21 protein-coding genes are annotated in these 20,539 nt (G+C 63.1%); 11 read left to right on the top strand and 10 right to left on the bottom strand.

Annotated features, from left to right (window positions below; all coding sequences use genetic code 11):
• Complete coding sequence (locus ACODTJ_RS09710; RefSeq protein ID WP_488848655.1) at nt 1–930, bottom strand: radical SAM protein; 930 nt, start codon at nt 928–930, stop codon at nt 1–3.
• A 228-nt stretch (nt 931–1,158) separates the two neighbouring features.
• On the opposite strand from ACODTJ_RS09710, the gene ACODTJ_RS09705 reads away from it, so the two are divergent.
• Nucleotides 1,159–1,758: a hypothetical protein gene (locus ACODTJ_RS09705; protein ID WP_488848350.1), complete on the top strand. Its 600-nt coding sequence runs from the start codon at nt 1,159–1,161 to the stop codon at nt 1,756–1,758.
• On the opposite strand, the gene ACODTJ_RS09700 is transcribed toward ACODTJ_RS09705, so the two are convergent.
• Nucleotides 1,748–2,287 carry a hypothetical protein gene (locus tag ACODTJ_RS09700; protein WP_488848348.1) on the bottom strand — a complete coding sequence of 180 codons (540 nt, stop codon included), beginning with the start codon at nt 2,285–2,287 and terminating at the stop codon, nt 1,748–1,750. The genes ACODTJ_RS09705 and ACODTJ_RS09700 overlap by 11 nt on opposite strands.
• A 150-nt stretch (nt 2,288–2,437) precedes the next feature.
• Here ACODTJ_RS09700 and ACODTJ_RS09695 point away from each other — a divergent pair, with 150 nt between their 5' ends.
• Both ACODTJ_RS09695 and ACODTJ_RS09690 read left to right on the top strand, forming a co-directional pair.
• Nucleotides 2,438–3,367, top strand: a complete 930-nt coding sequence (locus ACODTJ_RS09695) for a hypothetical protein (RefSeq protein WP_488848346.1) — start codon at nt 2,438–2,440, stop codon at nt 3,365–3,367.
• Between the two features lie 2 nt (nt 3,368–3,369).
• Complete coding sequence (locus ACODTJ_RS09690; RefSeq protein WP_488848344.1) at nt 3,370–3,996, top strand: hypothetical protein; 627 nt, start codon at nt 3,370–3,372, stop codon at nt 3,994–3,996.
• Nucleotides 3,997–4,021: 25 nt separating this feature from the next.
• On the opposite strand, the gene recD2 is transcribed toward ACODTJ_RS09690, so the two are convergent.
• On the bottom strand, nt 4,022–6,646 hold the full coding sequence (gene recD2, locus ACODTJ_RS09685) for an SF1B family DNA helicase RecD2 (RefSeq protein ID WP_488848342.1): 2,625 nt from the start codon (nt 6,644–6,646) through the stop codon (nt 4,022–4,024).
• A gap of 182 nt (nt 6,647–6,828) precedes the next feature.
• Between recD2 and ACODTJ_RS09680 the strand changes: the two genes are divergently transcribed.
• Entirely contained in the window at nt 6,829–7,875 is a 1,047-nt protein-coding gene (locus tag ACODTJ_RS09680; RefSeq protein ID WP_488848340.1) for a hypothetical protein, read from the top strand.
• A complete protein-coding gene (locus ACODTJ_RS09675) occupies nt 7,875–8,852 on the top strand; it encodes a DnaJ C-terminal domain-containing protein (protein WP_488848339.1) in 978 nt (325 codons plus the stop codon). Before ACODTJ_RS09680 ends, ACODTJ_RS09675 begins: the two co-directional genes overlap by 1 nt.
• On the opposite strand, the gene ACODTJ_RS09670 is transcribed toward ACODTJ_RS09675, so the two are convergent.
• From ACODTJ_RS09670 to ACODTJ_RS09655, 4 genes are read right to left on the bottom strand one after another with little or no spacing between them, the layout of a single operon-like run.
• Entirely contained in the window at nt 8,849–9,067 is a 219-nt protein-coding gene (locus ACODTJ_RS09670) for a hypothetical protein (RefSeq protein WP_488848338.1), read from the bottom strand. The two genes, ACODTJ_RS09675 and ACODTJ_RS09670, sit on opposite strands and share 4 nt — an antisense overlap.
• Nucleotides 9,064–9,678: a hypothetical protein gene (locus tag ACODTJ_RS09665; protein WP_488848337.1), complete on the bottom strand. Its 615-nt coding sequence runs from the start codon at nt 9,676–9,678 to the stop codon at nt 9,064–9,066. The genes ACODTJ_RS09670 and ACODTJ_RS09665 overlap by 4 nt, the downstream gene beginning before the upstream one ends.
• Nucleotide 9,679: 1 nt before the next feature.
• Nucleotides 9,680–10,279, bottom strand: a complete 600-nt coding sequence (locus tag ACODTJ_RS09660; RefSeq protein WP_488848336.1) for a hypothetical protein — start codon at nt 10,277–10,279, stop codon at nt 9,680–9,682.
• Nucleotides 10,269–12,029, bottom strand: coding sequence for a PcfJ domain-containing protein (locus tag ACODTJ_RS09655; protein WP_488848334.1), 1,761 nt, complete (start codon nt 12,027–12,029; stop codon nt 10,269–10,271). The genes ACODTJ_RS09660 and ACODTJ_RS09655 overlap by 11 nt, the downstream gene beginning before the upstream one ends.
• A 269-nt stretch (nt 12,030–12,298) precedes the next feature.
• Between ACODTJ_RS09655 and ACODTJ_RS09650 the strand changes: the two genes are divergently transcribed.
• Nucleotides 12,299–12,442: a hypothetical protein gene (locus tag ACODTJ_RS09650; RefSeq protein WP_488848332.1), complete on the top strand. Its 144-nt coding sequence runs from the start codon at nt 12,299–12,301 to the stop codon at nt 12,440–12,442.
• Nucleotides 12,443–12,555: 113 nt separating this feature from the next.
• Here ACODTJ_RS09650 and ACODTJ_RS09645 read toward each other — a convergent pair whose 3' ends face one another.
• Nucleotides 12,556–13,122: a hypothetical protein gene (locus ACODTJ_RS09645; RefSeq protein WP_488848330.1), complete on the bottom strand. Its 567-nt coding sequence runs from the start codon at nt 13,120–13,122 to the stop codon at nt 12,556–12,558.
• Nucleotides 13,119–13,553, bottom strand: a complete 435-nt coding sequence (locus ACODTJ_RS09640; RefSeq protein ID WP_488848328.1) for a hypothetical protein — start codon at nt 13,551–13,553, stop codon at nt 13,119–13,121. Before ACODTJ_RS09640 ends, ACODTJ_RS09645 begins: the two co-directional genes overlap by 4 nt.
• 164 nt (nt 13,554–13,717) lie before the next feature.
• Here ACODTJ_RS09640 and ACODTJ_RS09635 point away from each other — a divergent pair, with 164 nt between their 5' ends.
• The 3 genes from ACODTJ_RS09635 (at nt 13,718) to ACODTJ_RS09625 (ending at nt 18,893) form a co-directional block, all read left to right on the top strand.
• Nucleotides 13,718–16,162, top strand: coding sequence for a DNA gyrase subunit B (locus ACODTJ_RS09635; RefSeq protein ID WP_488848326.1), 2,445 nt, complete (start codon nt 13,718–13,720; stop codon nt 16,160–16,162).
• Nucleotides 16,163–16,258: 96 nt separating this feature from the next.
• Nucleotides 16,259–18,070, top strand: a complete 1,812-nt coding sequence (locus ACODTJ_RS09630; protein WP_488848323.1) for a PcfJ domain-containing protein — start codon at nt 16,259–16,261, stop codon at nt 18,068–18,070.
• A gap of 28 nt (nt 18,071–18,098) precedes the next feature.
• Nucleotides 18,099–18,893 (top strand): hypothetical protein, encoded by a 795-nt coding sequence (locus tag ACODTJ_RS09625; protein WP_488848320.1) that lies wholly within the window; start codon nt 18,099–18,101, stop codon nt 18,891–18,893.
• A gap of 71 nt (nt 18,894–18,964) precedes the next feature.
• On the opposite strand, the gene ACODTJ_RS09620 is transcribed toward ACODTJ_RS09625, so the two are convergent.
• A complete protein-coding gene (locus tag ACODTJ_RS09620; RefSeq protein ID WP_488848318.1) occupies nt 18,965–19,147 on the bottom strand; it encodes a hypothetical protein in 183 nt (60 codons plus the stop codon).
• A 222-nt stretch (nt 19,148–19,369) separates the two neighbouring features.
• Here ACODTJ_RS09620 and ACODTJ_RS09615 point away from each other — a divergent pair, with 222 nt between their 5' ends.
• The gene (locus ACODTJ_RS09615) at nt 19,370–19,720 is read left to right on the top strand and encodes a hypothetical protein (protein ID WP_488848317.1); all 351 of its coding nucleotides are present in this window, start codon (nt 19,370–19,372) and stop codon (nt 19,718–19,720) included.
• Between the two features lie 75 nt (nt 19,721–19,795).
• On the top strand, nt 19,796–20,533 hold the full coding sequence (locus ACODTJ_RS09610) for a bactofilin family protein (protein ID WP_488848315.1): 738 nt from the start codon (nt 19,796–19,798) through the stop codon (nt 20,531–20,533).
• The last annotated feature ends 6 nt before the right edge of the window (nt 20,534–20,539 follow it).

Raw genomic sequence — 20,539 nt, 5'->3', positions numbered from 1 at the left:
TCACGAGGCCGTTGCAAAAAGATCGCCCTGATCGGGGCCAACGACGCGGCTCGCCTTGTAGCCGCCATCGTAGGACTTCCACGGGACTGCTCGATACAGCCCCGTCACGACCCAACGCTGGAACCTCTTAAGGTCTCTCCGGCTCTGGTCGAAAACCATCGGATAGGGACGGATCCCACGTGCGACCATGCGGTCGAACCGATGGAATATGCGCTCCCAGGTTTCCTTCTTGTCGAAGCCGACCAGCATGAATGTCATCAGGTGGGAAGGCGGTACGCCGTGGCGTTCCAGCGTGTCAACGCCGCGGAAGAAGACCTCCTCGTCCTTGAGATTGTCCCAGGCGGTGTAGAGCCGGCGCTTGGTAAAGCCGTCATCGCGGTATTCAACCGACGCTAGCGCTGCAGCGACCTCGTCCGTCATCGCGCGGACATTGATCCCTTGAGTGAAGCTCACCTTGAAGCCCCCAGTGCGGATCTCGGACATCCGCTCCGCCCAGTCCGGCGCCCCGAAGAAGTCGTTGTCGAGCAGGTGAAGGTTCCGCGGCCACGGGTCGCCGCGCCAGATGTCAGTGATCGAAGCGACTGAACGCGGCTTACCCTCCTTTCCGGGCACGACACAGAATTTGCACGAAAGCCTGCAGCCGCGCTGGGTGAAGCCGATGCTGGCATTGAAATTCGGATAGAGCTCGTAATCGAGGCCACTTTCGACGAAGCCAGGGATATCCTCGACGGTGGCGAGGCGGCCGCTTCCCGTCCCGCCCAGCAGAGCGCCTGGCCATTCGGCCTCGAAGCGACGAACCCGCTCCTCCGAGAACTTGAAGATCGCACCACCATAGACTGCGTCATAGGCAGGCTCGTCGAGATGACGGTATGGCGACCTGGTGAAGTGGATCACGTCGCCTCGGGCGCGATGCCAGGCCGAGATCTTCATCAAGGCGAGGTTCGGCAGCTTTCCGTCGAGTTGTGTGATTCGAATATGGCGCATCGATTCTTTCGCGGCCTACTGGCATCAGATTGGAATCGACGATCGGATGTTCCCGCCCGGCTTGAAAGACCCGGCATGCAATCCTTTGGTGGATAGCCAAATACAATTCGTGGCGCCGCTTTCTCCGACTGGCTAGTTTCATCGGTGTGGAAGTCCGATGGAGAGGCCAGAAGGTTGCTGCCGAGAACGCTCAGCGAGACATTGTCCAACGTGATGGGGGTCCCCGCCTCGACGGCGGTGATCTTCATGCGTCAGCTGCGCGAGGCCAAGCTGCTGTCAAAGTCTGGCCGGGGGCGCGCAGCCGCCGATATGACCCCACTCGACGCCGCCCGGGCCATGGTGGCGATGGCGGCGACGCCTCGGCCGTTCCATGCGGTCGAGGCTCATGATCAATTCGCGAACACCAAGCTCGCACAGCACTCCACCGGTGGTCTTCTGGACACCCTTCCCGAGACCGACGGGATCAGTGCCGTCGCTGCACTCATCGAGCGCTATGTGAACGGCCAGGTCGACCAGCACTTCAAGACGACCGGAGTGACCTGGGAGGCGCGAGCCTCGGCGGTGGACCTCGTGTTCATGGTCACGCCGCCGGTTTCGATCCAGTTCCGGATTGTCGTCAATAACCAGCTCGTGGAGAGCCGCAATTACATCCAGGAAGGCGCCGTCGCGCCTCAGGCGGATCTTCGGGAGTATCGCAGACTCAGCGGGCGGACCTTCATGGCGCTCGCTGACGCCTTCAACGCCTTCATGCGCGAGGATTTCCTCAGCGCTTGACCTTCGTGGTCTCGGGCTTCGCCGCCGCCTCGGCAGCAGCCGGCCTCGCGCCGGGCTTCGGGCAAGCCGCATCGATCGTCTTCTTCGCCACAGGGAAGCCTTCCAGGCGATAGTTCTGGACGATCATGCCGTCCTTGCGCAGCCAGGTGACGCGGGCTTCTTTGCCCTGCTCCAGAGCCGAGACAAGGCGCTCCTCAGGCTCGCCCGATCGCACGAAGCCGGCGCCCTTGAAAATCAGCAAGCTGAACTCCTTGCCATCGATGTCGATGGTTCCTTCTTCGCCGGTGTCTTCGCCATAGCCGGAGACGATCACCACGCCGTTGAAGTTGTCGAGCTTGGGGGCGTTCTTGATGGCGATGTACGGGCGCCCAAGCGGGCGCACGGGCGCTTCGTTGTCCGCGGCCATGCCGAGCAGCGCGAAGCACTCCTCACCCTTCGTCCAGGTCTCCCAGCCCTTGGTCTGGGCCGAGGCGCCCGCGGCACCGATCAGGACGAGCGCGGCCGTCGCCAGGCTGGTCAGGATTTTCATCACGTCACTCCAACAAGATTCCTTCGACTCTCGAATGACTATCCATGGGACTGAAGGCGACGTCCACATTTCTCCTTGCCCGATGATGGTGACTTTCATGGAGTCAACGCAGATTCCCGTGGATGAGCTAATTCCGGTGCGGAGCATCCAATGAAGATCGTAATGCAGCTGAGCCGCCCGCAGATGGGCCTCTACAAGGATCGCCCCTATCTCTCGATTCTCGGGCGCTCCGATTCCGGCGAGTGGGTCAAGGCGATGGCCTGGGATTCGGTCGCGGAGGCTCTTTCCGCCAAGATCGAGAACCTGACGCAGGCCGACGAGGATCTCGCCTCGCGCCGCGCATTCATCGACTGCTCGGGCTATACCAAATCCACGGACAAGACCCGGCGTGACGGCTCGACCTATGTCGAGAACAAGTTCATCATCAAGTCCTTCAACTTCCTCAGTGGACCGAGCCTCGAGGCGGCCCGCACGCGCCTGGATGCCGCGATCACTCTGGCGGCCGCACACCGTGCACGCGAGGCCGGCGATCTGGACGGTGCCTACCGCATGCTGGAAGGGCTGGCGGCAAGCATCGCTCGCGTTCCGGCGCCTTCTCTGCGCGTCGAGATCCCCGCTGCGGAGATGGATCCGCCGGCCGAACTCAACGCGGGCCCCGAGGAAGCGGCGGCCCAGCGCATTCGTGAGGCGGACGCTGCCCGCGGTGCGTCCGACGGGGTGGCGGTTGCCGAGCCCTCACCGGCGGAACCGGCTGGGGTGAGTGCGACTGCTGAAGTGGTAGAGAACGCCGCCGAGGCCGAAGCGACTGTCGAAGCCACTCCTGACGCGGAAGCCGCGGCCGAGCATGCTCCTGCCGTCGAGGCGAGCGACGAAGCGACCGAGGATGACGACCAGACCTTCGGCGACGCACCTGATGCGACCGCTGAGGCCAAAGAAGAGCCGTCGACCCCCGAGGTGACGGCTGCTGAGGAGAAGCCATTCAATCCGGCACCTCAGGCTCGCCCCGGTGCTCGCCCGCTGCCTGGACGTGCCGCCCCGCCCCCGCCACGTCGCGCGCCCGGCATGCGCCCAGGTATGTGATCGTGATGGATCCCATCACCAAGCCCCGCGCCGTCGACGCTAGCCTCGTTCTCGAAGGCGGCGTCATCCCGGCGCGGGGTATTCTCTTTTCCGACGGCCGGTATGAGCTTGTTTCGCTCCCGCCCAACCCCTCCGCGATCGAGGATGGCGATATCGTACTCGCCGAGCGCTTCGGTGAGCGCTTCTATACCTCAGCCATGGTCGGCGACGGGCGTCTGCGCGGCTTCCTGCGTTTGGCCAGCGGCCCCGAGATCCCCGTCGACCTCTGTGAGCCGCTCCGGGTCCTGCCGAACGTCATCGAAGCCTCTGTTCATCTCAAGAACGGCGCCATCGTGGGTATCGATGTGACGGAAGAGATCCTCGGCATGGACCACGCCGATTTCCTGGCGCTGAGCGACGCTCGTGTCTCCGCCGGCCAGACCGCCGTGGGTCGCGAGATCCGCGCCACCTATGGCGCTGACCAGGTCGAACGCGTTGAGCTGGTCGCGGCCGCCTCTGCTTTCTTTGGACGCCTGCCGGCCGCGGACGATCGCGGATTGATCGCGACCCAAGATGTCGACGCGCTCGACTATGCGTGGCGCGTGGAGCTCCATCAGCGCCTGGTCCCGGCGCCCTCTCCCAGCTTCTGATTTGAAAGGGCGATGATTCCGCCCTTCAAGGTTCGTCGATCTGAAGGAAGCCCCCCGGCACCATCGCCGGTACCATGTGATCGATGCCCTCATCGAGCTCAGGCTCGATCGCCATCTCACTCTGCAGGCGCTTCGCGAGGCCGGTGTAGCGGCGGTCAAGATCAATCGTCGCAGCAGCCCGCTCGATGCACTCGTCGGCGCCGATCACGACGCACAGCTGCTTGGCGCGGGTGATCGCCGTGTAGAAGAGGTTCCGGCGAAGCATGAACATCTGGCTGCGGTGCGCGGCGAAGATGACCACTGGGGCTTCGCAGCCCTGGCTCTTGTGCACCGTCGTGGCGTAGGCGAGCTCGATGTCCTCGATATCCGACTTGCCGTAGGTCGCCTTGGCTTCCGGATACTCGACCACGATGAAGGGCAGCGGCTTGCCATTTTCCTCGTCTGGGCGGTGCCCGACATGGCAGACGAAGCCAACCTCGCCGTTGAAGATCCCCTTCGAGTAGTCGTTGCGCTGCTGCATGATGCGGTCGCCGACCGTGTAGGTCGTCTTCCCGATCGTGACCGAGTTCGGGTCATCCTCGATGGCCGGATTGAGGGCCGCCTTGATCGCCTCATTGAGCTTGTCGACGCCGATCTCGCGCGGGCGCATCGGCGTCATCACATGCACGTCGCGCAGCGGGTCGACGCCGCGAGCCGGCAGCACATCCTTAAGCAGGGAGATGACCTTGCCCAGGATCTCCTCCGGCTGCTCGATGGGCATCACCTTGAAACCCTTGGCTGTGTAGACATCGGCCGGGAGGGGAGTGAGGCCATTGTTCACGCGGTGGGCAGCCGTCACGATCGCTGAGTCATTGCCCTGGCGGTGGACGACCTCCAGGCGCGACGTCGGGATCACCCCCGAATCGATGAGATCTCGAAGAACCTGGCCGGCGCCCACCGACGGTAGCTGGTCGACGTCACCGACGATCGTCAGCCCGCTGTCGCTAGCGATCGCCTGGATGAAGCTGCAAGCGAGGTCGACATCCACCATCGAGAACTCGTCGACGATGAACCAATTGTTCGGAAAAGGATTGTGCGCGTCATGGACGAAGGCGCCTTCCTGGACGCGCAGCAGCCTGTGGCAGGTCGAAGCCTCGCGACCCGAGACCTCGGCCAGGCGCTTCGCGGCGCGCCCGGTAGGCGCAACGAGGGCGATGTCGCGCTTGAAGTTGCTGAGGGCTTGAACGATGACCTTTTGGGTTGTCGATTTACCCGTGCCGGGGCCACCGGTGATGACGCTGACGGCGTGGGTCAGAGCATTGACGGCCGCCTCACGTTGGCTCGGATCCAGCGTGATATGCATCTGTGTTTCGGCCAGCCGAATGGCCGCCAACGCCTCATCGTGCTCGTAAGCGCCGCAATTCAGTAGGCGAGCGAGATCCCGAGCAACGCGCTGCTCGACAGCGCGCACCTTCAATGAGACGGCGAGCCCGGTCTCCTCGTCCAACACCGCAGCGTGGCCATCGAGCGCCAGGTCCAGGTATTTATGGACGATCGGCTTCGGATGCTGGAGAAGCATCGCTGCCTTCTCGACGAGGACGTCCACCGGAAGGCCGCAGTGACCGTCTCGCTTCGCAGCGATCAGGGTATGACGAAGCCCCGCTCGCATGCGAAGCGGGGAATCCTTGGCATGTCCTTCGATAGCTCCGATCCGGTCAGCCGTCGCGAACCCAACGCCCTCGATGAGCTCGGAAAGGCTCCAGGGATTTTCCGCGATCTTCTGCCTCGCGGTCTCACCCAGGACCTCCATCACGTTCTTGATCTGGCGGGAATTCAGGCCGTGCTCCGCCAGGAAGGCGACGGTTTCGGGGCGCATGGCATTGGTGAGCCAAGCTTCGGCGATCGCCTTCGCCTTTTCGAGGGGGATGTCGGCCTCGACGAGAATCTCTGGCTGAGTGACGACGTCAATCAGGCGGACACCGAAATGCTTCCCGAGCGCGTCCGCTGTTGCGGCGCCGACCCCCGGGATCTTGCTTTTCTTGATCCAGTAGACGACGCCCATCGCGGACCGGGGCATTTCGCCGACCACCGCGACCGCATTGAAGACCCGCTCACCGCGGCTGGTGCCCCATTTTCCGCGGATCATGACCTCGTCACCGATCTCGGTGCCCTGGGCAAAGTTCGTGATGACCTTGAACTTGTCCTTGCCCTTCGTGACGAGCATCACGCGATAGCCGTCCTCAGCCGAGTAGAGAACTCGGCGGATGCGCACCTTGGCTTCCAGGTCGGCTTCGACCTCTGCCTGCTTCGGTGCCTCCGAAACCTCCGGGGCAGCATAGTCCTCGTCGTCGTAATCGTCCGGCTCAGAAGAGCGCAGGGCGGCGAGGCCGGACGCGGCCTTAGGCGGAAGGCGCGACGGCTGATTCAGGACCGCGGCAGGCGATGTCTGTTGCATCACCGCGGGCGCCTGCGGAACAGCGCGTCGATCGCCAAACGAGGTTGACGGCGGACGCTGGCTGGGACGTGCCGGCGGCGGCGAACGGCGAGCGGGTGAGGGCTGCGTCGGTTGGGGCAGCGCCGGGCCGGAGGCGCCAAAGAGCTCACCCTGTGAAGTCGCAGGGCGTGGCGCTGTCGGTCTGCGGGCCGCGGGCGGCGGCGGTGGGCGACGCATCATTTGAGGGAACCATCCTTCAATCCTTCAGCACCATTAGGATTGACCATGCGAGTGTCAATGATCCATGCACCCTATCCATGATTTTGAGCGACGACGATTCTTGCGTCGCATGCACCTTGCCTCTTATCCTTCGATTCTTGGATGAAACCGCGATTCCAACCCGTCGCGAGAGGCTCATAATGAAAAACGTGATCGCAGCCCTCGCCGCGATGGTTCTTGGTCTGGGCTCGATGGCTGCTGAGGCAGCGCAAGGATCGTGTTCGGGAATTCAGCTGCAGAAGCTCGTTTCGAACGCGAGTTTCCTCTCGGACAAGATGGTTCGCGTGGCCTCTCCGAGCTCCGACGCGATCGCTTTCGTCCATCCCGACGATTCCCGGTTGTCAGTCGCCTTTGCGCTGCAGTCGGTTCCCGCCGAGGCGATTTCACGGGCAGATTTCGTGAAGGATCTCGAACGCCGACTCGATCGCGAGGTGGCGGCGCGCACCAAGCCTGGACTGGAGCTCCAGAGGGGTATCTTTCCGTACGATCCGGTGTCCTGGACGCTGTCTTCCCGTCAGCAGAGCAACGACGGTGTCCGGGTGCAAGGCAACATGACGGTGCGGCTCACCGCAGGCTGCCATCTTCTGGCATCATGGGAAGTGATCGAAATCCCGGTTCTGATGAGCCGCATCGCCGGGATCACCAGCGCTCTCGACGCGGTCCGGCTGCGCGCGCCGACTGTGGTTGCCGCGTCGGAATTTCTTCCCGATCGCCGCGTTCCCCAGGGGATGCAGGCGCTGGTCTACGGCCTGCTCGGGCCCACCGCCGCGGCTTTGGCTCTCGTCTTCGGTCTATCTGGGTGGCTCAACCGGGGGCGCCCCAGCGTGATCAGCCGGGTGAGCCTGGCAGCGGGCGCGCTCGTCGGCCTGTACGGCCTGATGGTGGAGGCGCCGGTGCTCAAACCCGCGCTGCAGGATCTCCGCTATCTTGACCATGTCCTCCTCGCCGTGGCTGCCATTCTGGCGATGATGGTCGGGGCGACTCTCGGCTCGCAACGCTCGGTTTTGATCGCGTCGACTTTCGCGATTTGCGCTGGTCTTTCGATTGCCGTCTCGGCCGCGCTCGGTTGGGCTCCTATCGATACCGTCGCTCCGACCCTCGCTCTCGCCTATATCGGCGCGGGCGTCGCCGGATTTGGGACCTGGAGCATCCGTCACATTGGGATGCCCAAGGCTCGGGCACGCTGATGCTCCGCGGGCTGGATCCTTTCGGGGTCCTCGGCATCTCCAATGGTGCCGGCCGTGAGGAAGCGGAGGAGGCTTTTCGTCGGCTGGCGAAGCGCCACCATCCGGACGCGGGCGGTGACCGCAATCGCTTTGAGGAAATCTCGGCCGCGATTGACCACATTCGACGAAATGTGGTCGCTGCACCGGCCGCGTCCCATCCGAATTTCCAAGGTGGTTTCGAGCACGCCTTCACGCGTGTCTTCGACAACATGCATCGTGCGAGCCGTCGGAAAGAACACGTTCGCGCGGAGCGCCTCCGTGTCGATCGCGAAATCAGCCTTTCGATGGACGAGGCCCATAGCGGCGGTTCGTTCCGCCTCGATCCGAAAGCGATCCTTTGCTCCGGTTGCAAGGGGCACGGCCTCGTCGAGTGCAGCGGTCCCGTTACCTGCCCCGGATGTGCGGGCGCCGGCGCCTACCGCCAGGGCAAGGGGATCGTCTCCGTCCAGACTAGTTGCCAGGATTGCTCCGGTACAGGCGCGGTCACCTGGGCGCAGTGTAGCGCTTGCGAAGGCCGCGGTGCCTTAGAGGGACGCTATGGGCTAGTCCGAATCCCGAAGGGCGTCGACACCGGATTCAGCGTCTCCTGCCCCTATCGCGGCGGCAATCGCGATCTGCGCGTCACCGTGTTCGTTCGAAGTGGACATCACCTATCCCGCCGCGGAGACGATGTCTTTGTCGATCTCACGATACCGGTGTGGGACGCCGCGCTCGGGTGTGATGTCCCGATCCAGGGTCTCGCAGGAGAGGTTCTCAACCTCCAGATCGCTGCAGGAACTCCGAGCGGCAAGCGTCTGAAGGCCAAGGGCAAGGGCATCAACCGGATGGGTGGCGGCCGAGGCGACCTTTACGTCGTTCTGGCGGTCGAGATACCCGATGCGAGCTCTGGCCCGCTGCAGAAGGCGTTCCGGGATATGAAGAGCAAACTCGGTCGCTAGTCTTCGTCGGGCAGCTCCAGGAGCCGCCTTACGCGCCTCCGCTCCTCAAAAGCCCGGAATCGGGCCAGCATGAAACCAAGCCAAAGCGCCCCGTTCTCCTCGAGGCAGTTGTCGTCGTCGTTGGGCCTGGTTGGCTCCTGCTCGCCACGGCCGAACATCTTGCCTCCTCTGTGGAAGGCAAGCGTCCAGGCGTCGACAACGACGGCGCCGGTCATACGCTCTCCGCGTGCGCTCGGATGCGGCGCGCCGCTTCTCGCAGGCGATCTTCAGCCTCGCGATGGGCAATGATCTTGGTCTCGTCGGTTTCGCGCATCGCAGCCACATCCGAGCCATCGGCCATCAGCTCGACGATCTCGGCGGCAGCTTCACTGGCGGACGTGCGCGCGGTGTCCGACGCCCGGTCGGCAGCGCGCTTCTCCCGCTCGGCGAGGATTTCCGTCGCTGTGCCTTCCGTCAGCTGAAAGCCGAGATCGGTTAGCTCTCCGGGATCCTCCGGATCCAGCTCGCGCAGGCGACGGACAAAGATGCGGGGATCCGCATCGCACTGCCTGAAGCGCTCTGAGCGTGCATCCGCTAGAGCTTTCGAGAAGCCATCTGCGCGTTCTTCTCGTAGCTGCTTAAGCTCGATCAGCGCCGGGGAGAGGTCTTTCCAAAGCCGCGTGACCGCCTCGTCCAGATAGCTACGCTGCAGAGGCGATAGCCGATCGCGAGCGTCGCCGGACATCGGCGGTTGGGTGTTAAGGCTCATCAAGAGAGGTGCGAGGATCCTGCCCAGATAGTTCTCTGTGATCTCGGGCCGTGCCACTGGCTGCTGCGTCGCATCCATGTCAGGCAGGTTCCTGCGTCTGGACGCGTGCTGCCTTCACGAGGGCGTCACAATACGCGCTCGATGCGGCCACGCCCTCGCGGAAACCCCGCAAATATTCATCGGGCTGCTTCAGGTCGCCAGCTTCGAGCTCGGGCTTGGCTGCATGGGACGCCACCTGTTTGGCGATCGCCCCCATTATGCGATCATTCAGGCCAGCATCCGCCTTCACGGCGTAGCTGAAGGCGCCAACGGCCGATGGCATCGTCGGATGATGGCCCGGGCTTTCCGGGCCGACCGTGTATCGAAGATATGGCATGATGCGATCGGCGGCCTTTTCGAGGCTTTGGATCCGCTTCTTCATCGCCACCATGGTTCCAATCAGCGGATCCGTCAGTGTCTGGGATTCGACCTTCGCGATGGCCTCGCAGTCGGTTGCGCCCTCACCTCGCAGGTAGAGGCCACAGGGATGGGTGAAGAGCCAGACGGAGGTGCTCTTTCCGTTCGACCCGACAACGTCGCAGTGGGATGCGACGGTCCAGCCCTCCTGGCGGAGGCGGTCGAGGATCGGATTGGTAAAAATCGAGGTGGCCGTTGGCGCCGCGAGGGTATCATGCTGCATGGAGAGGAGCTTCCCGTTGGAGGGCCACTGCGGCCCGTATTCTAGCGATGGCCGCTTCGCGTACGGCTGGCGTGCTGATCTCGGTGTTGATGAGGTCGCGCAGTTGCTGACCATCCAGCCGACGCCAGCTGCGGGGCAAGAAGGGGCGAACCCGGTCCATTGCCCGGCTTGCGAGCCAGGCCTTCATCTCGGGCGTGGGCGTTCCGACCGCCGCAAGCTCTTCACCCGCCTTGTGGGCTGCCTGGATGCGCACGAGAAGGGCTTCGAGATCCTCGATCTCGAATGCCTTCGCGAACTCCACAACAGCAGGGACGTGGTCCACCGGCGGGTCACCGTTGTTGACGCCCTGGAGCTGTTGGACCGCAAGGCGGTAACCGGTCTGTTCGCAAAGATGCAGGACGAGCTCAAGCGTGCTCCGGCCCGCTGGCGATGAAAGCCCGAGGATCAGCGAGCGCCCGACTGCCGCGTCGCCGGCGTAGGTTGCAACGCAGTGGAGCATCTCCTTGCCCTCCGCGAAGAACTGCTCGGTCGTAACCAGCGGCGTGAAGGTCACCTCACCGAAGCGCTTCGGTTCCGCGATGAGATGCGGGTAAAGTTGCGCGGTCAGCTCCTCGATCACTTCCGTGTCGGGCATGCACTGCGTCCGCGCCCAGTCATTGTCTCGTCTTTCGGCGTCAGACAGGGACCTCGAAACCAGGTGCCAGTCCCGGTCGAGCTTATCGAGCCCGTCTAGGTCGCGGTTTTCCGGGAAGACGACCTGCAGTCCAGCTTTGCGGGCCCAGATCAGCTCAATCCCTGTCGCCGTAGCGATCTGGCCGCTGATCCAGCGGAAGACGCTGGGCGCGTTGTTCGCTTTTGCGCTGCTGATCAGGCCCCGCTCATCGCGGTAGCATTTGACCACGCGGTTGAAGCCAAGTGCGTCGACCTCGCCGAAGTTGCTTGCCATCCAAGCGAGCGTTTTGAACTCGCGTCCGGATGGGACAGGCGCATGAGGGTCCGCTGACAGGAGCTTCTCGTACGCATGTACGCCTTGCTCCAAGACTTCGTAGCGGAACCCGTCCCCGAGCCTGACCCCAACAAGCGCCTTCAGCGTTTTCCGGTGCAGTCCCTCCAGCCCGAACAGGGTGGGAATGAAGCTCGCCAGCGGTTTCCTGGCCCGGAAGCCGGCCTGGACGGGTGCATAGAGAAGATGGCGCCATTCCAGCCAAGGAAGCGTCTTTCTCAGCTCTTGGGCGAGCTGATAGTCAGTGGCGTTCCAGCCCGCTCTCGCCCTGAAGAAACCGACAGCGCCAAGCCTGTCGGCAAATGGGCGCTGACTACGCGCGGCGTGCTCGATGATCGCGCCGGCAAATGACCGTCGGAAGCGTGCGAGCGCTGCGCGCTCCCCTCGCATCAGCATGACTTTGACCGTCTCGCCGAACCCGGTGAAGCGTTCGATATCGAGCGGTGGTCTCATGCTCATGCCGAGGACGAATAGGTTCTCGTCCGGCGTCAGGTCCGGAAACTTCTCCTGCATATTTTGGACAAGCGCTTGGCTGACAAGCGAGCGCAGCGCAGCGTCGCCATCATCGCTCAGAGGAACGGGCAACTGCGCAGCATCAGGCAGGTAGAGCTCGCGCGTGACGCTGCCGAGCTCATCCATCGCGACGAAAAAATGAAACCTGGTGCCATGCGTCTCGTCCGCACGCTGCGGAACGCGGACCACGAGGGCGCTATGCCAGGCGGCGCCCTGCCCCGCGACGAAGCGCAAGGACCAGGTCTGAAGAACGTTACCGAGGTCCGTGGCGATGCGCTCGTTCTCGACAGGATCCTTCGAAAACCGGCGATTGGAGACGCGCCGCAGGCCGCGCGCGATGCAACTGCCTTCGGCATGTTGCCGAGAACGACAATCTTCTGTGATTTCCGATTGACGAGGGCGTGGGCGATGCCGATGGCCGAGAGTTTGTCGACTACTCTGTGCCCGACCGTCTTTCGATAGAGGTACATCGCCTCCACGCGGATCGGCTCAGAAGGAAACGGATGGGCAGCGGCGACGGCGCGGCATTTGGCGATCAGCGGGTGTCCGACCTTAGAGGAAGCATCCTCCAGCAGATTGTCGAGCCGCTCACGCAGGCCCACCAATCGCTCAAGGCGGTGGGACGAGGGCGTGAGGATGGCGATTGACTCGCGCATGGGCAAACCAAGAACTAAAATCGGACGGTCCTTGGTATCCGAGCGCGAGATAGGATTCGACTCGAATTTCTTGTTGCGGCCCCGCCATCCACCATCTTGAACCGTCAGGCCTGGACGCGAGCCAGCTCATAGATCGAGCGCGCCCAAGCCGACTTCAGGCGTGCTTCCGCCTCATCGGCAGTTGTCGCCCGGCTCGTGCGCCCTCCGAACCGCCACTCGAACCCTCCATCGCGTGCGCGCCGTATCCATCCGACCTCAACAGCACCGAACGATACCGTCCACCCTTGATCTCGCTCTTGAAAAACAAGGGCCTCAAGCACGGGTTGCCATCGCGTTTCCATCCTCGCGATCTCGTCGCGCGAGAAGGGGTTTCGAAGGTAGGGGTTGGCTATGGCGCCGGTGACCCAGCCGACGAACGCCATGAACGCCGTTGTGCCGTCGCCTTGGTCGTAGGTGTCGTCGTATCGTACGTGATAGGGACTGCTACTCAGTTCGAGCGTCATCGTGTGCTTTTCGCCCTCCAGCCTGTCGCTGAGGTCGATATGACGTGTGACGACGGCTTTGCCGTCGAGCGTCAAGAAGGCAGAGCAGGCGATGTGAGCAGGAAGACTCGCGATGACCCTGCGAGATGCCAGCGGACGCTTGCGGGGGAGGTCATCGTCCCAGGTCATGCTGCGCTGACGGTGTTCCGCTCTCCCAGAAGCAGCATCATCCCTTCGTACCCCACCTGCTGAGAGGAGAGCCCGAGTTCGGCGCATGCCGAGGCCAAGAGCGCCGTTTCCTTCCGGTCGAACCAGCCGGCCATGACCTTCGTACCCTGCCGGGCCGTCGTATGGCCTTCGACCTTTCGCACGGCCGCTGCCTGCTGTTTGCGGACGAAATGCGAGATGCGGACCTCGCTGAGAATCGGGTTGAAACCATCCTGCTTGAGACGACGGTTGATCGCCTTTGCCACCGTCTCCTGCAGCGTCTCGCCAAGAGAAGCCGCGCGCACCCGGACCGCGTCTGCTTCAGCTTCCGGGAGATAGATGGTGACCTGGCGCTGCGAGAGGCGCAGCGACGGCTTTGAGATGACACCCACGGACAACGGAACTTCCTCCAATCGATGCGCGGATTGTCCGATAGAAGCGCGAATCCTTCAACAATCCTTCGATGCTCGTCCCCGGTTCAGTGCGCGGTGGATGGCGGTTCATTGATAATTGACCCATTCCTTCATCGCACCCATGGTCGACGGTGAATTCCTTTTCGAATCCGTCAGGACCAGAGATGCAACTGCTTCAGCCCACGCCGATCGAGATGCCCGTGCCCGTCCAGCCTCAGGCCGAGTATGGCGCGGCGTCCATCAAGGTCCTGAAGGGACTCGATGCGGTCCGTAAGCGCCCGGGCATGTACATCGGCGACACCGATGATGGTTCCGGCCTGCACCACATGATCTGGGAAGGCGTCGACAACGCGATCGACGAGCACCTCGCCGGCCATGGCCTCGTGGTCGGCGTCACGCTGACTGCAGATGGTGGCGTTATGGTCTCCGACCAGGGCCGCGGCATTCCGGTCGCGATCCACCCCGAGGAAGGCATTCCCGCGGTCGAAGTCATCATGACCCAGCTGCACGCGGGCGGTAAGTTCGACCAAGCCTCCTACGAGGTGTCGGGCGGCTTGCACGGCGTCGGCATCTCGGTCGTGAACGCTCTTTCGTCTCGGCTTGAGGTTCGCGTCAAGCGCGACGGCCGCGAGCACTTCATGGCCTTCGAGGACGGCGAAACAGTAGAGCAACTTCGGGTCGTCGCCGAAGGTGTCGAGGGTACCGGCACCACCGTGCGCTTCTTCCCTTCCCCGAAGACCTTCACGGGCGTCACAAAATTCGATCGCGCGATCGTTGAGCGACGCCTTCGCGAGCTCGCCTTCCTCAATCCGACCCTGACGATCGTCTTCACCGACGAGCGAGATGGCTCGGCTCCGCTGACGCTGCACTACAGCGGCGGCCTCAGTGAGTTTGTCCGTTATCGCGATGGATCGAAGAAGTCCCTCCTGAAGGCGCCGATCACCGCCAAGGGCGAGCGCGGCATCGTCAAGGCGGAAGCAGCCCTGCAGTGGAACGACGGCTACAACGAGTCGCTGCTGGCGTTCACGAACACCATCCCCCAGAAGGACCACGGCACCCACGTCGCTGGCTTCCGCGGCGCCATGACGAAGGCCATTCAGGCCTATATCGAGGCCAATCCTCCCGGCAAGAAGCTGCGCGCGGAGATCACGGCAGAGGACATCCGCGAGGGCCTCACTGCGGTCATCTCCGTCAAGATGCCCGATCCGAAGTACTCCTCGCAGACCAAGGACAAGCTGGTCTCGTCGGAAGTCACCAACCCGGTGCAGCAGATCGTCGGCGAGGCGGTGGCAGTGTGGCTGGACGAGAATCCGGCCGAAGCCAAGCAGGTCGTCGCCAAGATCTGCGAAGCCGCGGAGGGGCGTGAGGCTGCACGCCGCGCCCGCGAGCTTACCCGAAAGAGCGCGCTGTCGGTGACATCGCTCCCGGGCAAACTCGCTGACTGCCAGGAACGCGATCCGGCTAAGTCCGAGCTGTTTATTGTCGAGGGTGACTCGGCGGGTGGCTCGGCCAAGCAAGGCCGCTTCCGCGAGTTCCAGGCGATCCTGCCGCTGCGCGGCAAGATCCTCAACGTGGAGAGGGCTCGCTTCGACAAGGTGCTCCAGAACGAGCAGGTCGGCACCCTCATCACCGCGCTCGGCGCCGGCATCTCGACCGAATTCGACCCCAGCAAGGTGCGCTACCACAAGATCATCATCATGACGGACGCCGACGTCGACGGCGCCCACATCCGCACGCTGCTCCTGACGTTCTTCTTCCGTCAGATGCGGCCGCTCATCGAGGCCGGCTACATCTACGCTGCCCAACCGCCGCTCTTCAGTGTCCAGCGCAAGCGTTCCAAGGACCGCATCTACCTCAAGGACGAAGCCGCCCTCGCCAAGCACCTCTTCGAGGCGGGCCTCGACGGCGCCGAGCTCAGCCGCGCGGATGGCAGTGTCCTCAAGGGCGCTGAGCTGGTGGCTTTTGCCCTCCAGGCGAGCAAGGACGCGGAGCTCATCGAGAAGCTCGACATCAACATCGACTGCCCGGAGCTCTCGACGGCGCTCGCAATCTGGGGAGGCTGCAGCCCCTACGTATTCAGAGAGGAGAAGTCGACGCTCGCTGCCGCCGAGTTCGTCGCGGGCCTTCTCGCCAAGCAGTCGGGCCTTGCCTGGAGCGGGCGTCTCAGCGACGACGGCTATGAGCTGACGCGGAAGGCAAGGAACGGCGTCATGACGACGTTCCGCGTCCGCTCCGAGCTGTCCAAGCTCTCCATCGGCAACGAACTGGTGAAGCGGATGGGAGCGCTAAACGCCGCGTACAAGGGCGAGATGACGCTTCGATCGGGTTCCGAGGTCGTGACGATCAACGGCCCGCTGGAACTTGTGCGAACGGCGAAAGCCTGGGGTTCCGAGGGCGCGACGATCCAGCGCTACAAAGGCCTGGGCGAAATGAACCCCGACCAGCTCCGCGCGACAACGCTCGACCCGTCCGTTCGCGTCCTGAGGCAGATCACCCTGAAGGACGTGGAGGACGCCGAGCAGCGTGTCAGTTCCCTTATGGGCGATGATCCGGAGAATAGGCGCCTATTCGTGGTCGAAAATAGCGATTTGGCCCAGGTCGACGCCTAGGCCGCGCGAAATCCCGGGTTATGGCGTCAGGCCTTAGTCCGGGTTTTCGAAGGCCTGAACCCGAGCCTCCTGCTCCGATCGAACCACCCGCCCCCTATGCTCGTCAATCATCAGGAAAACCGACTGGCGGTCACGGACGGAGCTCTCGCTGAGATAGGCGTTTCCGCTGGTATCGTTGAGGGCGATGGTCGGATCGGCTTTTGGGTCGTCTATCCGATCACTGAAGGGAAGTTTCGCTTCCTCATGGCCGCCGCGAACGACGACGGTATCATCGATATCCTGCAGTCCGATGCCCCTCCTCATCCCCATGACTTCGCGTTGGCGACGCTCGCGGCCATGCCGACCAGCCGCGTGTCGGCCGACGAGGAGATCTACCAGCTCCGCGCGCTCGGGGTTCTTCCAGACCGAATGCGGCCGTCTGGTGATGTTAGCGTCGGGATCGGCATCGCGCTCTGCAAGCGCTTCGGCGGAAGTGTAGTCGAGCAGGAGGAGCGTTTTGAGGTCATCCGCCGCGTGGCAACCTGGCTCGATGAGCGAGGGCTCTCTCGCCTACGCCATCTTGTCGATGATGGACGCATCGCCCTCTCCGAGACAGCAATTGCTTTGGACGGCGGGTGGCGGGACAGTGGCCGTTTCGGGCTCAGAGCCCTTCGCTGGCCGTCTGAATCGGTCACTGATGTCCGCGCCGCTTTGGATGCCTTCCCAGGGCTTGCGTCGCTAATCTTCTGGTCCCCGGCCGTATCCGGGGCACCGAAAGCGGTCGCGATGGAGATGCTTGCAGCATTCGACATCCCTCCAACGAAACGCCAAGGCCTCCTGAGGCGGTTGGCGGGGGTTGACCTCGCTCCAATCGGCGTCAGCGCCTTGCACGCTGCGGTCGGGTTTCCTTTGGATTGGTTACCTACGCGGCATGATGAACAAGGCTGGCGGCGTTTCTCCGGCGCGCTTTCGCTCTTCGTTCATCTCCGAGATGCCTTCGACACCGCACCCATGGTGTCGGCGGGCGGCTTCGGAGGACGATGGAGCGAGCTCGACGAGCGTATCCATAGGATGACGGGGCGCCGTCTGGACGATCTTTGCGTCCTTCCAGGCACAGCAATGGCCGCGGAGCTCGTCGATTTCGTTCGCGGGCAAGCCTATGACGTCGCGTTCGACTTTTTCGAGACCGTTCTTTTGCCAATGATGGCGCGCGACGGTCATGGAGAAGCTCGGGCTTCGTTCCCGACATTCCGAAACGCGATCGGGAAATTCCTGTTTGGCGAGCGATCGTCAGTCGACGTCATCGAGACGGCAAAGCGCTGGCACGATAGAGGCGTTTTGATTCCGACCAGGCTCAACACGGCGCGCTCCTGGGAAGCGTGGCTGCCGGAATTCACGCTCTATGACCGCGTCTCAATCAGGCAATTGACCACCGGGCGTGATCTCGTCGACGAGGGCAGGAATGGTCCTGACGAGAACGGTGTTCAAGGCTTAGCCCACTGTGTCGGGAGTTATGCCTCCCGCGCGTCCCATGGTGACTGCGCAATCCTCTCGTTCCGGACGGTTGGCGGATCGAGGCTTTCAACCGCTGAGGTTCGCTGGAAGGAAGAGCAATTTGAGGTCCGGCAGCACTATGGAAAGGCGAACACCCCGCCGCCTCCTGAATGCGTGAATGCCCTCAAGCGCTATCTCAGGTGCTTCTCTGATGGCATTCTTTCCGTAGATCGGCAGGCGCTGGCGCGCGTCAAGGCGAGCCGGAAGGAGGACGTCGCTTCAATCTGCGGCTACGACTGGACTGCCGAAGGTGCAATCGAAGGGATCCTCGATCTGTGGAGACCGTATCTCTCGCGGGACCGGGCGCATATCACGCTCGATGACCTCGCGGATCGGTTTTGCCTTTCACCCACGCCGGGCATGATGATGCGGTAGCCGGCCGTCGCCGGCGAGAGGCATCGACATGTACAAGCTGACCCTTTCCAGCCGAGGCAACCCAGATTTTGGGCAGGACTCCACTCGGAGCTTGCCGGGTGTGGCCGATCACACGGTCGAAGTGGTCGATTTCGCCGAAGCCTCGCAGGAATGCAGGAGCTTCATCGAGCGCAACGGTCTGGGCGGCGGCAACTGGTCCGGCGGCGCGATCGTGGACGCCGAGGGCAACCTGGTCGGTCAGGTCAGCTACAATGGGAAGGTCTGGAGGGCGGGTGAGGACTTCAAGCTCGGAGCAACGCCGATCTTCAACCCCCATCCCGAAAAGCCCGAGCCGGCAGACAAGTTCGCTTACGAGATCGCTCGGATCGAGGTTCCCGGGCTCGGCACACTAGAGGCCCAGGGCTGCTTCCGGGCCGCGGTGATCAAGTCGATGCCGGGGAGTTTCAAGATCGACGGGCAGGACGTCGAATTCTATGTCAACGCGTCCTATAAGCCCAAAGGCAAGATCTCGTTCCATGGGCGCTCTCTGAGCGTCCTGCCCGGCGGGGACCTACGGCAAAGCCAGCAAGCGCCGCAGGAGTTTTTCCTCGCCATCAAGGCTGCTCTCATCAAGTGGGCCGCCACGCCCGAGGCACAGAAGCTCGTCATCCGAAACGATATCAAGGATCAGAACCGCTCCATCGGGTGGCACGATCACGCTATCGGTATCGCGAAGAAGCAGATCGCGCAGCACGAGGCCGACCAGGCGGCGATGCGAGAGCGCATCGCCGCCTATGAGCAGGAGCTTGAGCGGTTCGATCGCGGCAGTTCGCCCAAGCCCTAGCTTGGTCGGCGCTGCAGCGTCGGTAATCTGCCAGCACCAGTTATGGGCCACGCGGCGAGCGATGGATCCCTTCAATCTCTCCGCGAACGCCACCATTCGATCAGCATCTCTGATACCGAGATTGAGTTGCGGATCCCGCTCAAGATCGACACCAAATTGGTCAAAACATCCCGGTGCTCAGGAAGCGCGAAAGACGCGATCCTTGCAATGAACTCGACCCAACGCACGCACACTTTGATTTTTGCTGTCGTCACGCCTTTTCCTTTCGTGGTTTGGAGGCGTGGCGACGGTGTTTGAAAGGGGTACGGGGAATCATCCGGGAAATGCACGGGGCAAAGAAAAATCCCAATCCACCGTTTGATGGACCTTGACATCATTCCTTGATGGACCGCGAGACTGCGCCGCCTTAATCCTTGAAGGTCCCTTCCCTAGGGCGGAATCGAATATCGACCGCCGGGCACCACAGGATCAGGCTCGTGACCACTCAGACTGCCCCCACCGTCCGCCTCTTTATGAAGGAGCGCGAGATCATCCCCACCGAGGTGAACACGTTCTTCAATCGCCACCTCCGTCGCACCCTCGACAAGATCAAGGCCCAGCAGATCAAGGCCTTTGGCCACCTTGTTCACCCGGAGAGTGGCGAGCGCCCGCAGATCTGGCTCGTCGTCAAGGACGTCCTCAAGGCGCAGGTCGAGGTCCGCCTGGTCACCGACTCCGAACCGCTCCGCGCGTGGCTGAAGGAGAAGGGCGCACCGATCGGCGAGCTGATCCAGAAGGAAGGCGTCGACGCCCCCGTCATCCACGAGAATCAGCCGGACGCGGCCTGAATTAACGCCGCTTTCGTTGACCCATTCAAGGATCTCTCAATAGGGTTTCTTGAATAAGGGAAGGATCGAATCGAGATGCTTGCTCAATCCTTGGATACAGACGCACGCGACGTCATCAGTCAGCCCGGGACCGTTCGCCTGGATCGCCCCTTTGAGGGAACGATCAAGTGCCATCGGCTCATCCTCGAGGCTGGGGCTGCCGTGTCCGCGGATGTGCAGGTCAATCTCCTCGACATGCTCCCCGGCGCGCAGCTGACCGGTCCGGTTCGGGCTCGTGAGGTACGCCTTCACCGTGAGACGGTGCTGCGCGGCGAGGTGCGATCCGAGAAGATCACCACCTATGGCCAGATCATTGGCCTGTGCATCGCAGGCGAGCTCCGCGGCGCGCGCTCGGCGACGTTCAGCGGCATCGTTGTCGCCGAATTCTTCGGCAGCGAGCCCGGCTGCGAGATCAAGGGCGGCCTCCGCGCCGCGATCGGCCTCACCGCCCAGATCGAACGTCTCAATCGCGATCGCGAGAACATCCTTCGCTCGGGCCTGCTTGCCCCTGCCGATGTCTGGGCGACGCCAAGCGATCCGTTCGTCCTTTCGGATCAGGCGGCGCCGGCCGTTCAAACATCCGTCCCGCCCGCTCCTCTGACGGTGGTTTCGCCTCAGGAGCAGCTGGCGACTGCAGCGCAGAGCCCCACCGTGAAGCCATCGCTTCTCGACATTCGGCGCGTCTCGCTTGCGGCTGTCGCTTCCGCGGCGCCCGACCAGCCCCGGCCCGAAACGGCAACGGTGCACGAGTTCAAGCCCCGCCTTTTCCCCTGATTGACT

The organism is Allobosea sp. FG18 (genome assembly GCF_057809495.1).
Note: the sequence above shows the minus strand (reverse complement) of the source record. Positions and strands in the feature narration are given on the sequence as shown.

What these genes read in the sequence shown, in the direction of transcription:
- ACODTJ_RS09710 (WP_488848655.1), bottom strand. Translation starts at nt 930, where the DNA reads ATGAAGATCTCGGCCTGGCATCGCGCCCGAGGCGACGTGATCCACTTC.
- ACODTJ_RS09650 (WP_488848332.1), top strand. Translation starts at nt 12,299, where the DNA reads ATGGGCAGCGGCGACGGCGCGGCATTTGGCGATCAGCGGGTGTCCGAC.
- ACODTJ_RS09675 (WP_488848339.1), top strand. Translation starts at nt 7,875, where the DNA reads ATGCTCCGCGGGCTGGATCCTTTCGGGGTCCTCGGCATCTCCAATGGT.
- ACODTJ_RS09680 (WP_488848340.1), top strand. Translation starts at nt 6,829, where the DNA reads ATGAAAAACGTGATCGCAGCCCTCGCCGCGATGGTTCTTGGTCTGGGC.
- ACODTJ_RS09695 (WP_488848346.1), top strand. Translation starts at nt 2,438, where the DNA reads ATGAAGATCGTAATGCAGCTGAGCCGCCCGCAGATGGGCCTCTACAAG.
- ACODTJ_RS09625 (WP_488848320.1), top strand. Translation starts at nt 18,099, where the DNA reads ATGTACAAGCTGACCCTTTCCAGCCGAGGCAACCCAGATTTTGGGCAG.
- ACODTJ_RS09660 (WP_488848336.1), bottom strand. Translation starts at nt 10,279, where the DNA reads ATGCAGCATGATACCCTCGCGGCGCCAACGGCCACCTCGATTTTTACC.
- ACODTJ_RS09630 (WP_488848323.1), top strand. Translation starts at nt 16,259, where the DNA reads ATGCTCGTCAATCATCAGGAAAACCGACTGGCGGTCACGGACGGAGCT.
- ACODTJ_RS09645 (WP_488848330.1), bottom strand. Translation starts at nt 13,122, where the DNA reads ATGACCTGGGACGATGACCTCCCCCGCAAGCGTCCGCTGGCATCTCGC.
- ACODTJ_RS09665 (WP_488848337.1), bottom strand. Translation starts at nt 9,678, where the DNA reads ATGGATGCGACGCAGCAGCCAGTGGCACGGCCCGAGATCACAGAGAAC.
- ACODTJ_RS09670 (WP_488848338.1), bottom strand. Translation starts at nt 9,067, where the DNA reads ATGACCGGCGCCGTCGTTGTCGACGCCTGGACGCTTGCCTTCCACAGA.
- recD2 (WP_488848342.1), bottom strand. Translation starts at nt 6,646, where the DNA reads ATGCGTCGCCCACCGCCGCCGCCCGCGGCCCGCAGACCGACAGCGCCA.
- ACODTJ_RS09700 (WP_488848348.1), bottom strand. Translation starts at nt 2,287, where the DNA reads ATGAAAATCCTGACCAGCCTGGCGACGGCCGCGCTCGTCCTGATCGGT.
- ACODTJ_RS09635 (WP_488848326.1), top strand. Translation starts at nt 13,718, where the DNA reads ATGCAACTGCTTCAGCCCACGCCGATCGAGATGCCCGTGCCCGTCCAG.
- ACODTJ_RS09610 (WP_488848315.1), top strand. Translation starts at nt 19,796, where the DNA reads ATGCTTGCTCAATCCTTGGATACAGACGCACGCGACGTCATCAGTCAG.